This is a genomic window from Paenibacillus sp. SRL342 (genome assembly GCF_984798905.1).
Window position 1 is genome coordinate 6,345,505 of the sequence record NZ_OZ481790.1, and the last position, 13,935, is coordinate 6,359,439.

Below are 13,935 nucleotides of genomic sequence, written 5' to 3' on the forward strand. Positions count from 1 at the left end.
TGCTACGATGCTTGGACTCTATTATACCATCAATAATTCGCGGATATCCTGTTCGGATAAGGTTGTCGATCCTCCGTCTCCCGGTTCGATCACTTCGGCAATCAAGTCCTTCTTCCGCTGCTGAAGTTCCAAGATCTTCTCTTCGATTGTACCTTCGGTAACCAGACGGATGACTTGCACCACTTGTTTCTGTCCCATGCGATGTGCACGGCCAATTGCCTGTTCTTCCACGGCGGGATTCCACCATAAATCATATAATATAACGGTATCTGCACCTGTTAAGTTGAGTCCGGTACCGCCAGCTTTCAGGGAGATTAAGAACAGTTCAGCTTCGCCCTCATTAAATCTCTGGCACATCTCGACCCGGCTCTGTGCAGGGGTCTGACCATCGAGGTAGAAAAGATTCCTTCCCTGTGCCGAGAGGGTCTGACGAATCAGATTCAACATGCTCGCAAATTGGGAGAAGATGAGAATTCGTTTCCCAGCAGCCAAACAATCCTCGACCGTTTCAAGCAACTGTTCCATTTTCCCAGAATCGCCTTGATATCCTTCAACAAAGAGGGCCGGGTGACAACACAACTGACGCAAGCGTGTGATGCCTGCCAGAATTTTGATGCGATTCTTCTGGAATCCGTTATCCTCCATGTCCTTTGATGCTTCATCCTGAAGCTGGGAGAGGTATGCCGCATACAATTTCTTCTGTTCAACCGTAAGCTCTGACCGCTGTACCGTTTCAATGCGATCAGGCAATTCTTCCAACACATCCTTCTTCAGGCGGCGCAGAATAAACGGACGCACCATCCGCGAGATCCGTTCCGGAGGAAGATCGCGGAATCTTCTGTAACTTGGAAACAACCCAGGGAATACGGCTTCAAAAATGGACCACAGTTCATCCAGCGAGTTCTCTACAGGCGTTCCTGTGAGTGCAAAACGACGCGGAGCCTGAATTTGTTTAACTGCCTGCGCGGTCTGAGAAGAAGCATTTTTGATTGCCTGAGCTTCATCCAGAATGAGCGTATGGAAGGTTCGGCCCAGGTAGGTTTCCAAATCCCGTCGCAACAGAGGATACGACGTCACAATTACATCTGCCTCATCCATGCCAGAAAGCATATTGGCTCGCTCTTCTTTCTGACCGGCTACGATCAGGACGTTCAGATGCGGGGCGAACCGCGCAAACTCATTAGCCCAGTTGTAGGTCAGCGAGGCAGGCGCAACGACAAGTACCGGGGGATGAATGACCCTCGTTCTTATCGTCAGTCCATCCTGCTGCACCGTGGACCATAAACCATCCATATTCTCTGAGGCCATCTTTTCCAATGGGAGACCAGTTTCGGGGTCGATGTCGGAAGTCGTTAACGTTTCACCGCCCCGTAATGATCCGCTCTCCCGGTATTTATCAACGCCCGTATGGTCCATATTGTACTCGGGCTTTTCCTGCAGCACCGCTGCGATATACGCGATGCTTTGCAACGTTTTGCCAAGTCCCATATCATCGGCCAGAATGCCGCCAAAACGATAATAAGCGAGGGTACGCAGCCACTGGTATCCGCTGTTCTGATAATCCCGCAGGATGGGGGTCAGTGTCTCTGGCAATGCAAAATCCATCCGTTCGGGATCTCGCAGATCATCAAGGAAACGTTTCAGGGAGCCTCCCCACTTCACATGACCGGAAACTTCATCCCTGCCTGGCAATTGTAACGCTCGAACAGCTGGAAGCCGGATATGGCTGCTCTTGATGTCATCTGCTCCAAGTCCGAGTGAATCGGCCATGTGAGCGAAGCTATCTGCACCTTCATTTTCAAGCGACAGAAAGACACCGCTCTTGAGACGGAAATATGGTTTCTTTTCCACAATGCGACGCATGAGTTCCTGAAGCTCCTGCTCGTCCACACCTTCCATCTCAAATGAAATTTCCAGCCAGTCCAGTCCTCTTCCCAAATCTGCTCGTACTTTCGGCGGTGTTGGATAGGATTGCACCATCGCCTTCACGGCGTTTGGCATATAGATATCTACCTGTTTTTCAAGTTCAGGCAACAAATGATACATAACATCATAGATCGCATCTTCCCGTTCACTCGCCCAGACACTACCATCACGTTCCAGAAAAGAACGATCGAGCCGTTCAATGAGATTCCGCTCTTTGTATCGATCACGCACCAAAATAACCTTTTTCTCTTCTTCATCTATCAAATACTCTGCAAGCGGATTAATAACCATGACCTCATAGTCGAATTCCAGACGTGCTGTAATACGCTCACGATAGAAGTCGATGTATAGCTTCGATGAAAGTTCCGGTTCCGCGATCTGTTCACGCACCTGTGAATCAATGGACAAATGTCCAAGCGTACGCAGTTCTGGCACGACATGCTGTACAAACTCATCCACCTGCTGAGTCGAAATATCGATGCTTTCCTTGATTCCATATGAAGTGAGTGCTCCACTCAAGTCCTCCAGACTTCGCATCTGCATCGGCTCCAACATATGCAACTGTCCTTCCACCACAGCGGCATCATAAGCAGGGAGAAGAATCAGCTCACGTAGTCCCGAAATTTCAAGCTGATACCCTTCATTCGTTCCCTGGGCAATCCGGTAAAATAAAGGAAGTACCCCCTCACCCAGTGTGAGTGGTCCATTGGCAAATCCCGTGCCCTCCATTCGGCTGTCAGCCTGTAGCAGCAATTCCAGCAATGGCTTCCATACGAGCGGAGCAATCAATATATCCCGTCCGTCCGAAGCTCCCAGATAACCGGAGATGGATTGGCGGTATGCCTCCTCACTCTGTCTCATTCGAATAAGCATCGAGAGAATAGCCTGATCCTGCGGAGTGAACACATGCATTAATGGATCATAGTGGAACAGTTTGGTAAATGACATGGGCTCGCCCTTTTCGATGCAGTTCAGGAATTGCTTCACTTTCTGCACCACATACAGACGTTTGTTACCCACTTTCAGTTCAAGAGCGAGTTTCCCACCACCCTTGTGAACTTGTATCAGCTTGCATATAAACTGAACCTGCAATTCTTCCCGCAGGGAGGAACGGCTGACAGGGGCCGTGTATTTACGATCATTTCCATGCAGCGGTCTCCGATCCTTGGCAAACATGGACAGAATCTGATCCGCCGTACGGTAAGAAGGTTTATCTGCCGAGCGGCCCCAACCCGAAGCTGAGCTTGGCCGACCTGCTTGGGCAAAGTGAACGGGCGGACGCTCTGGAGCATCATTCAGTTGCTCTCGTTGTGAAGCAGACGGGGGGCGCTCCCACATGCTCTCTTCGACCAACGTCCCAACCCTGGACTTGGAACCTGAGTTGGAACTGGTATTGGCTCCTTGGCCTGTAGCAGGTTGAGGAGGCTTCCCAGAGGCAATCGTCGCATTACGCTCCTGCTGCTCACCCCATTCGTGAATAGCCAACAGGACAGCAGCGACATGTTTGCAATAGTCATAATGCCTGCCGTCACCCGGACAACTGCAGTCTGCCACAATCTCACCTGATGCATCTATATCCACCGTCACCTGATAGCGCTCCGATCCACGTACCTGTGCTTCAAAATGAAGCTGATCCTCACTAACCACCAGATTAGTCACCCTGCCAGATTGGTTATAATCTTCTCCGCGCTTGAATGCAGTGACCCCGCACAGCAATTTGATATCCATAATTGTGAATGGTGCCACGCTTCTTCGCCTCCTGTGTCATGATGTAAAAAAAAACCCAAGAGCTCCTTGAAGCAGAGATTGGGGTTCCTTCATGCTTGTAACTGTTGTTGTACCATACAATTGTTATTTCACCAATTGACCACGTGTAACGCCCAGTTGGTTCGTTGCTTTGAGTGTTTTCCAAACTTGTGTACCACTGATCTCGCCGCGCAGTGCACGGTTGTACAGATCGATAACTTCGCGTACCTGCTCCGGTGTCTCTTCCAGGAATTCCACACGGTAACGGGATACACCCAGATCCATAAAGTTGGTCAGATACTCGGCACCTGACTGTTCCACTGCATTGTACACCGTATTACGGCAACCTTCATCCACACGTACCGGGTGGGACATGCCGATCCGATCTTGCAGGGATGCACGCTGTTCCTCACAAGGACGTCCACAGTTTGTAAAGTCGGTTCCCTCACTCATGAACGTACAATATACACAGTGCTCGGTGTGGAACATCGGCAGATGCTGATGGATAACCACTTCGGTCTGACTTGTACGGGAGTGGCCCAGCAAATCAACCATTTGTTGGATGTTCAGGTCATAGGATGGGGTGATCCAGTCACATCCGGCTTCCAGGAACAATTCTACTGCTTTGTGATTGGCGATGTTCAATGAGAAGTCGCCGATCAGTTCCGGGTGCTTCGCATCCGGGTTTTCCATCCGGTGGCGCAGGTAGAAGTACAGTGCGCCTGTATTACGTACCAATACCGCATCCGGCTTCAGACGCAAGATGTTGTTGTGATATCCGTTCTCCCCAGGCATGTGAATACGCGGTGTTGCCAGCGCGATCTTGCGACCAGCGGCATGCACAGCTTCCACGGCTGCCGGGAACTGTTTGATAAACTCGAAGTCGGCATAAATCATACCGATTCCTGCTTCAATCGCTGCCTCCACTTGTGGCAGGCTACGGCAGAGTGCGGTCAGCTCTGCTTGACCGCGAGCGACTGGTGATGCCGGTTTAACCGAATCGCCGTACACATCTACCGCGCGTTTCACGTAGACGGGCGGTTTAGGACGCTCGCCCGCGAGTTGTTCTACAGCCTGACGACGAATGTTATTCAACTCACGCATCGGGATGATAACGTCACCGTGCAGATTGACGTCCATTCCTTCCAACTGGAACACGGTGCCTCCCAGACGTCCGAACTGCTCTTCGAGCAATTCATGTGTCATTGGACGCTTCTGCGCGATGTCCAGTTCCATCTCGGAATCAATACGGACGGTCGTGCCTTTCTGCACGTCTGTCCACCATGTGCTAAGCGGCTGCCCTGGGCTGCCGATGACCTTCACCTTCACCGGGAATACACGGTACGGCTTCTCGGTCTCGAAGCTTTGACGCAGACGTTTGTCCAGCGCCGGGTCATTCGTTTTCCACACTTTGTCGCCAACTTTCACGCGGCGCAGATCTACGTCACTGCGGCCTGGCACAACGTCAACGATCCAGCCCTCTTCGGCTTCGCCTTCGAGTTTTACGCCTTTACGACGTACATCGTATACGCGTCCGCCCTCTTCCTTCTGAGTCGGGTCTCCGGCGTCAAATACAATTCCATCTCCACGTTTCACGGGTGCATCCAGCTTCAGGACCACACCATCGCGCAACACTTGATCCACACGACCAAGGTAGACACCACGGCTTTTCGGGAATGTTCCATCCACCAGTTCTTTGTTATTTGTACCGCTCAGGAAACCATGTGTGAAGCCACGGGAGAAGCTTTGCTGCAATTCGCGAACTTCTTCCTTGCTTGGCGGCGTGTTATCTCCATCAAAATAACGGTCAATCGCTTTACGATATTTGCTTACTACGTTTGCTACGTATTCCGGCGTTTTGAGACGTCCTTCAATTTTGAAAGAAGTTACTCCTGCTTCGATCAGTTCCGGCATCAGGTCAATCGCTGCCAGATCTTTCGGAGACAACAGATAGGCTACATCACCCATCGGTTTGTGTACCCCATCCACCATCAGGTCGTAGGGAAGACGACAAGCTTGTGCGCACTCCCCACGGTTCGCCGAACGTCCTCCCCACATTTCGGAAGTAAGACATTGCCCCGAGTAGGATACACACAGCGCACCGTGAACAAATACTTCCATCGGAAGCTTCGCCTGCTCCCCGATCTTCTGGATCTGCTTCAGGTTGTTCTCCCGTCCCAGAACGACACGTTCCATATCAAACGGCTTCGTAAACTCGACCGCTTCCGGGGACGTAATTGTCATCTGTGTTGAACCGTGAATCGGGAAATCCGGCGAGATCTCGCGGATCATCTTCACCAAACCCAAGTCCTGAACAATTACTGCGTCCACACCTGCATCGACACATGCATCAATCAGTTCTTTGGCATCCGTCAATTCATTTTCAAAAATCAATATATTAAAGGTCAAAAAACCTTTTACGCCATAACTGTGCAAAAACGCCATAATCTCCGGCAGCTCGTCCATGCGGAAATTGTTGGCCCGTGCCCGTGCATTAAACTTTTCGACTCCGAAGAAAATTGCATCTGCGCCATTAGCTACCGCCGAACGCATACAATCCCAGTCACCAGCAGGCGCCAGAAGTTCAACGTCTTCTCTTCGTATTGTTGCTGTTTTCATGTAGATCCTCCCCATAACCGGCTATCCGCCGGATTTCATCCCTATATCCTTAAACGCCTGAACATACCAAGCCTAAGACTGCACCTTATCGGGTACACCTGCATTGTCACGGTATTACAATATCTATCTATTATGTCTGTATTGCCTGAACTCCAAGCTTACAGTCATTCATATTCATCGGATCAGCAGTCATAACTCCTGAACTAGTATATTGTAACACTTCTGCACCGACTCTTCTACGGTTTCCTGAAAAAACCGTTACCATTTTCATTTCCAGTACAACGAAAAAAACCGGAAGGTCTTTTGACCCTCCGGCTCCACTACAATTATTTAATAAATGTAAATGAGTTCACTGCTTTTTCCAAGGCTGCCGCCTGAACTTCTGTTTTGTTGGCATCATTCAGCCCACTTGTGATCGTATAGGTTGTTCCGTCCTTTTCAAACACGATCTGGCGACCCGCATATGGCACGCCTTTGTCCAGTTCATGATACGTAAAGGAAAATGCAGGCACACCCGCAAACGTCAGCTCCTCACTGCCAAGCAACTTGAAGTTCTTACGGGTTTTGGTGGCTTCGGCATAAGCTTCTCTCAATTGGCTGACCGTCATCTCGATTGACTTATCTTCGCTAGCCGCAATGGAGAATTCTCCGCCCGTAAAGGTGTACACCACAGGTGAATATTCGAATCGGTCACTATACGGTGTCCAGTAACGCGGAATATCTACACTGTATTTATAACGTTTGGACGTACGTGTAAGTGTCTTCGTTTTGTCTGTCAAATAAGGATCTTCATCCAGCTGACCAAAATTATCGGCAACCGTATCAAAATCAATCTCAACACTCTTCATAATCCGTTCAAACCATGCCCGATCTGCACTTTGCTCCTCAGGGAACGTATACTCTGCATAATATCGATACCCATTCTTCTGCAAAAGAACATCAAACTCGGTCTGCCAGCCCCCGCCAAAGTTATAACGGAATTCATTTACCTCGGCAGTCTCTCCTGAGATATCCATCGTATATGAGCCAATTGGCTCGTAACTCTCTGGTGTAAAGGTCTCCCGCATCCACTTATCCAGTTGACCACTCCAATCTTTTACCGTTGTACCTGCCTTCGCAGATGTGACACGCCATTGCAGATACGCACCATCCTTGGCTTCGTAGATCATCTGATTGTTATCCATCGACCAGCCGGCAGGAATCTTCAATTCAATACCATAGTCATCGTTCCACGCGGAGCGCATACCATTATCTACGGTGGACAGATCCTTGATCGTTCGATCCGATTCCGCATAGGTTGGCTGGAATGAATTGAGCAGCGCTGCACGTTTACCCAGATCTTTATAATTCAAGGCTTCGTAATCCGCGAGGTACACATCATATTGACGACCTTCGCTCATATACTGACGCATCTCCCATAACATGCCGTCTACATCTTTCACAATAATCCGTGCATAAGGCGTTTTGCCTTTCGACACCGCTTCACGATCCAGCACCGTATCTCCCGATTGTTTGGCCTCTTGGACAAGTTGCTGCAACAAATCATCCGCATCCAGAGCCACATCCTGATCGCTGACATACACTTCAAGATAATAACTGTTGTCCGCAGCGCCAAAAGTCATCATTCGCTCCTGCTCACCGGTCTGGAAAACCATAAGGTCTGCCGGGTAGTTAATGGACCAACCGTAAAAACTGTTGCCAATTCTGGTTTTGCCTTCGTCCGGATGAATGCCATCCTCGTCATCCACCGAATCATCGGTTTGCAACAGACGAATGACCATTTCTCCGGAGCTGGTTGGAGCTAGCGTCGCTCCGATACCGGCAGCAACCGGACGAAGTGGGACCATAAGTACGCCATTCACCATCTTGGGAGCGGCACCCATCTCATGTTTTACACCATCCACCCAGGCAATGGAACTGCCAATCGTTAGGGTGACCGTGTGTGGACCTTCCTTGATTTTGACAACATCATTTTTCTCTAACCGGATTTCACTGCCAAATGCTTTCTTGAACACACCAACAGGCACCATCGTAACACCCTTGAACTTGTAAGGTTTGGCTATGGCCTGCTTATCGCCGTTAATGTAGGCGCTCGTGCTCCCCGCTTTGACTCGTAGTTCACTTGTCGTCAGATCAGATGCCCATACAGGCAATGCCGCGCCAATGGTCAGCATCCCGGTTAATACACCTGTGCTTAGCACACGTATCCATGACTTTTTCATTCCGTTCTTTCGTCCTCTCTCCATCCGGGCTGATCGCCGGGCTTTATTGTTCTTCATCTGCAAGGAACGCTTCATCTTCCTCGTCTACGATGTCTGCGCGATCAGCAAGCACCAACGTGCGGGTGACGATATCGCCATCCGATTGCATCAACAGCTTTACCTTTTGTCCAGGCAGATACTTTTTGAGCAACTCATTGATATCCACTACTGAAGAGACACGTATGCCCGCGACACTGTAAAGGACATCGCCCTCTTTGATTTTGGCTTTCTTGGCTTCAGTAGACAGTACGCCCGTAATCGTTAAGGGATCATCTGTAGGCAGGCCCACAATCGCAGACCAACTTTCTTCCAGCTGTAGTCCCAGACTTGCACGTTTTATTTTGCCATATTTAAAAAACTGATCAATGATATATTGAACAGTATCCACCGGAATCGAAAATCCCAAGCTCTCTACGCCGACCGCAGAAAATTTCATGGAATTGATACCAACCACTTCACCCTTCAGGTTGACCAGCGGTCCTCCGCTATTTCCTGGGTTAATGGCCGTGTCGGTCTGAATCAACCGGTAGGTCGCCTCAACACCACGATTCAAGCCGCTAATTACCCCTACCGTTGCCGAGTTGCGCAAAGAAAAGGAAATAGGCGTACCCAAGGCGATCACCGTTTCTCCAACAGTCGTTTGTGAGGCTTTGGCAAAGCTCGCCGGTTTGAGTGATTTGGCATTGATTTTGATTAGCGCCAGATCACTGAGTGCATCACTGTATGTTTTCGTAATTTTGTATGTATTGCCATCCGTTGTTACGACCACAGGGTTCATTAATCCGTCGACCACGTGAGCATTCGTTACAATCCATCCGTTCGACCGGATAATGACACCTGTACCATGTGCAAGATTATAACGGTCGTCTGATGTTGCACCGTCCTGCACTTCGGTAGATTTCCCAATAATGCCTACGACCGAAGGAGATACCTTTTCGATCACTTTGGGAATGGCTTCACTTCCCTTGTACGTGTACGTTCCGGATTTGGCATCATATTGTCCACTTCCACCAACTGCCTTGAGCAGATCCTTGGTGTTCACATAGACTTGACCGTCTACCACTTTAGCTTGCATCGCCGCTTTGGATTCAGCTGCACCGGCCGTTGCCGCTACACTAATCGAGAGTACAGCAGCCATCAGTATGGCTATCCCCTTTTTACCCAACACGCTCATATTCTCACCTGACCCTCTCTATACATCCTTCTTGCGCGACTCGACATCGGATTCATCGCTGAATCTATTCTCTTTTTCTCTCATCTGCAATTCCGGTATCCCTCAATGTATCATACAGAATCTGGATATACAATTGTTTTAAGTCCTATTTTAGTAGAGAAGGTATAATCTTGTTCAATCGCTCGATATAAACGAAAAAAAACACCCTCCATGTCTCCCGTGGAAAGTGTTCCTTCATACTCTTTTGGCTTAAATTCCATTCACTTCAGTGGCATTCCTACTGAGCAAACCAACCTGTTATCATCGCATAGTCTGTCATCAGAAATACCAGTAGGCTGACTACTGCAAATCCGATTGCAAACAGATTCTTCTTCGGTGCCCGAAGAAGCCGAACAACTCCGATGAAAATCAGGATCGTAAATAAGATGACAAAAATATCAAATGCATTAAAATTCGATGTACTCGCCGTGGCAGCTTCTGCAAACAGCATGGATAGACAGACCTCCTTACCATAGTTGAACAGCTAACGCATACCCTAATATCTTCCTCTATGTTATCTGTACCCTGCTTGTAATGCAAGCCCTATCATCCATAAAAATGAAAAAAAGCCAATTTGGCCGAATATTCCTGTAATGCTCGTCATAATGCATATGTAAACACTTTCACGAAATAACCCTAATCCATAGGAAACACTGTTCCTAACTCAAAATGAAAAGCCCTTTTTTCTCGGAAGGAGAGCACATCAGATCGTAATCCAACGTCTTTACCTTTTCGAAAAGAAGGGCCATTACTGCTACTTCATATTGATATAACTACTGGGTAGAGAACCTTAGTCCACCAATTGCAGCGCCTTACTCCGCTCGGTATCCCGCTCAAGAACTGGCTTCAAGTACTTGCCGGTATAAGAAGCTTCCACTTTAACGATATCCTCAGGTGTTCCAGTTGCAACAATGGTTCCTCCACCGCTACCGCCTTCTGGACCCAGATCAACAACATAGTCTGCCGTTTTGATCACATCCAGGTTATGCTCGATCACTAGCACCGATTCCCCGGAATCAACCAGACGGTGTAATACGTTCAGCAAACGGTCGATATCATCGACATGCAAACCCGTAGTCGGCTCATCGAGGATGTAGATGGTTTTCCCCGTACTGCGACGATACAGCTCGGAAGCAAGCTTCACACGCTGGGCTTCACCACCAGACAATGTGGTTGCAGGTTGCCCCAGATTGATATAACCCAGACCCACATCCATCAGTGTCTGCATTTTGCGATGGATCTTCGGAATGTTCTCGAAGAATTGGGTTGCATCTTCAACCGTCATTTCCAGTACATCGGAAATATTTCTGTTTTTATATTTCACTTCAAGCGTTTCCCGATTGTATCGTTTGCCTTTGCAGACTTCACAAGGAACATAAACGTCTGGCAAGAAGTGCATCTCAATCTTGATAATGCCGTCTCCACGGCAGGCTTCACACCGTCCACCTTTGATATTAAAGCTGAACCGGCCTTTCTTGTATCCACGTACCTTGGCTTCGTTCGTCTGAGCAAACAGATCCCGGATATCATCAAAGACACCTGTATACGTAGCCGGGTTGGAACGTGGTGTCCGCCCGATTGGCGACTGGTCAATATCGATAACTTTATCGATATGCTCCAGACCACGAATCTCTTTATGCTGACCCGGACGTACCCGAGCACGGTTCAGATCACGTGCCAGCGTTTTGTAGAGGATCTCATTGATCAATGTGGATTTACCTGAGCCAGACACACCCGTTACCGCAGTAAATACGCCCACTGGAATCTTCACGTTCAGATTCTTCAGGTTATTTTCTTTGGCTCCACGTACTTCCAACCAACGGTCTCCTACACTTCTACGTTCTGTACGAATCGGAATGAACTTGCGTCCACTCAGATATTGACCGGTTAAGGAGTTCTCATCGTTCATGATCTCCTCCGGTGTACCCTGTGACATGATGGTACCACCGTGGATACCTGCACCTGGGCCAATATCAATAATATAATCGGCAGCCATCATCGTATCCTCATCATGTTCAACCACGATCAACGTGTTACCAATGTCTCGCATATGCGCAAGTGTTGAGATCAGACGGTCATTATCCCGTTGATGCAAGCCAATACTTGGCTCATCGAGAATATACAGCACACCCATCAGGCTGGAACCGATCTGTGTAGCCAGTCTGATCCGTTGGGCTTCCCCACCGGACAATGTTCCGGCAGCACGACTCAGTGTAAGGTAATCCAGACCAACATTCACCAGGAAGCCGAGACGGCTGTTGATTTCTTTCAAAATCAGTTTGGCAATCGTCTGCTCCTTCTCCGTCAATTCCAAAGAATCGAAGAATCGGCCAGCTTCACCAATGGACAAACTAGTCACATAGGCCATGTTGTGATCATTGATCGTAACCGCAAGACTCTCGCGTTTCAGACGCTGACCTTTACATGTACCACAAGGCTTCGCACTCATGTAACCCTCAATAAATTCACGGATTCCTTCCGATGCTGTATCACGATATCTACGCTCTAAGTTATTCACAATACCTTCAAAGGTAACCAGTGCTTCCTTGCGTTGTCCAAAATCATTCTCATAACGGAAACGAATTTTCTCCGTACCTGTACCCTGCAACAACTTGTTCATCTGCTCAGCTGGCAGATCTTCGACAGGTACATTTTGCGGAATGTTGAAGTGCTCACATACTGACTTCAGGAACTGCGGATAATAGGTAGATGTACCACCTGTCCAAGCATCAAAAGCTCCATCTTCGATGGTCTTAGTCCGATCTGGTACCAGCAGATCAGGGTCAACGATCATTTTGACACCTAACCCATCACAATCCGGGCAAGCCCCGAAGGGACTGTTAAATGAGAACATCCGTGGTGCAAGCTCTTCAATACTGAATCCACACACCGGGCAGGCAAAGTTGGAACTGAAGCGCAGCTCTTCTTCGCCCATAATGTCCACCAGGAGTTGTCCTCCAGACAAATTAAGTGCTGTTTCAATAGAGTCGGCCAGACGCGCCTGTACATCATCTTTAACAACGATCCGGTCAACAACGACTTCAATCGTATGCTTTTTGTTTTTCTCCAATTGAATATCTTCTGACAGGTCACGAAGTTCCCCGTTCACCCGCACACGGACAAAGCCCTGCTTGGACACATCGGCAAATACACTTTTGTGCTCACCCTTACGGCCCGAGATAATGGGTGCCAATATTTGTAGCCGGGTACGCTCTGGGTATTGCATAATACGGTCAACCATTTGTTCTACAGTTTGGGAGCTGATCTCCACACCATGGTCCGGACAATGCGGATGTCCCACACGTGCAAATAACAGGCGCAGATAATCATAGATTTCGGTCACAGTTCCAACCGTGGAACGTGGGTTACGGCTTGTTGTTTTCTGATCTATTGAAATGGCAGGAGATAATCCTTCGATGGAATCCACATCCGGTTTCTCCATCTGTCCCAGAAACTGCCGTGCGTAAGCTGACAATGATTCTACATAACGCCGCTGTCCTTCGGCATAGATCGTGTCAAAAGCCAGCGAGGACTTGCCTGAGCCACTCAGGCCGGTCAATACAACAAAGCGGTCACGCGGGATGGTAATGTCGATATTTTTCAGGTTATGCGCTCGTGCGCCTTTAATGACAATGTTATCGCTCGCCAATAGTATTCATCCTCTCAGTGTGTTAATCCAAACCTTTAAAGGCTTTTCGATCCCTCCCAAACCCTCCCTTCCAAGGGAGGGCCCCAGAGGGCGCAGCCCTCTGGACACCCGAAACAAGCGGTGCAACGGTGAGGGGTCGGGTCTTGCTATGTGAAGGGTGGTCGTATGCCCGCGGCTCCGTATAAGGTTCCGGCTCATTGCCGGAACCTTATACGGCCGCTCTACTGCGAGGTGGCGCTCTCAGCTTTGCCTTGGTCGCGGCATGGTCGCCATTGCCTTCGGCTCGGCTCCAAGGTCAACACCGGAACGCTCTCGGCTTCGCCACGTTCGCGACAGGTCGCCATTGCCTTCGGCTCGGCTCCAAGGTCAACACCGGTGCGCTCTCGGCTTCGCCTTGGTCGCGGCAAGGTCGCCATTGCCTTCGGCTCGGCTCCGAGGTCAACACTGGGGCGCTCTCGGCTTCGCCACGTTCGCGACAAGTCGCCATTGCCTTCGGCTCGGCTCCTAGGTCAACACCGAGA

Annotated in this window: 7 protein-coding genes; all 7 read right to left on the reverse strand. The window is 49.2% G+C overall.

From position 1 onward, the window contains the following. Positions 1-21: 21 nt before the first annotated feature. Complete coding sequence (locus AC4E8D_RS27965) at positions 22-3,672, reverse strand: DEAD/DEAH box helicase (RefSeq protein WP_490205434.1); 3,651 nt, start codon at positions 3,670-3,672, stop codon at positions 22-24. A 105-nt stretch (positions 3,673-3,777) separates the two neighbouring features. Beyond that, positions 3,778-6,291 (reverse strand): U32 family peptidase, encoded by a 2,514-nt coding sequence (locus AC4E8D_RS27970; RefSeq protein WP_017692029.1) that lies wholly within the window; start codon positions 6,289-6,291, stop codon positions 3,778-3,780. 326 nt (positions 6,292-6,617) lie between these two features. Further along, positions 6,618-8,570, reverse strand: a complete 1,953-nt coding sequence (locus AC4E8D_RS27975) for a stalk domain-containing protein (RefSeq protein WP_260632950.1) — start codon at positions 8,568-8,570, stop codon at positions 6,618-6,620. Continuing rightward, complete coding sequence (locus tag AC4E8D_RS27980; protein ID WP_260632949.1) at positions 8,557-9,726, reverse strand: S1C family serine protease; 1,170 nt, start codon at positions 9,724-9,726, stop codon at positions 8,557-8,559. Before AC4E8D_RS27980 ends, AC4E8D_RS27975 begins: the two co-directional genes overlap by 14 nt. 110 nt (positions 9,727-9,836) lie before the next feature. Beyond that, positions 9,837-9,986 carry a hypothetical protein gene (locus AC4E8D_RS27985; protein WP_490205435.1) on the reverse strand — a complete coding sequence of 50 codons (150 nt, stop codon included), beginning with the start codon at positions 9,984-9,986 and terminating at the stop codon, positions 9,837-9,839. A gap of 17 nt (positions 9,987-10,003) precedes the next feature. Continuing rightward, entirely contained in the window at positions 10,004-10,216 is a 213-nt protein-coding gene (locus AC4E8D_RS27990; RefSeq protein WP_017692026.1) for a hypothetical protein, read from the reverse strand. A 339-nt stretch (positions 10,217-10,555) separates the two neighbouring features. Beyond that, on the reverse strand, positions 10,556-13,414 hold the full coding sequence (gene uvrA, locus AC4E8D_RS27995; protein ID WP_221824032.1) for an excinuclease ABC subunit UvrA: 2,859 nt from the start codon (positions 13,412-13,414) through the stop codon (positions 10,556-10,558). Positions 13,415-13,935 lie beyond the last annotated feature (521 nt).

Coding starts and splice junctions, on each gene's coding strand:
- AC4E8D_RS27970 (WP_017692029.1), bottom strand. CDS start 6,291: ATGAAAACAGCAACAATACGAAGAGAAGACGTTGAACTTCTGGCGCCT.
- AC4E8D_RS27975 (WP_260632950.1), bottom strand. CDS start 8,570: ATGAAGAACAATAAAGCCCGGCGATCAGCCCGGATGGAGAGAGGACGA.
- AC4E8D_RS27980 (WP_260632949.1), bottom strand. CDS start 9,726: ATGAGCGTGTTGGGTAAAAAGGGGATAGCCATACTGATGGCTGCTGTA.
- AC4E8D_RS27985 (WP_490205435.1), bottom strand. CDS start 9,986: ATGGAATTTAAGCCAAAAGAGTATGAAGGAACACTTTCCACGGGAGAC.
- AC4E8D_RS27990 (WP_017692026.1), bottom strand. CDS start 10,216: ATGCTGTTTGCAGAAGCTGCCACGGCGAGTACATCGAATTTTAATGCA.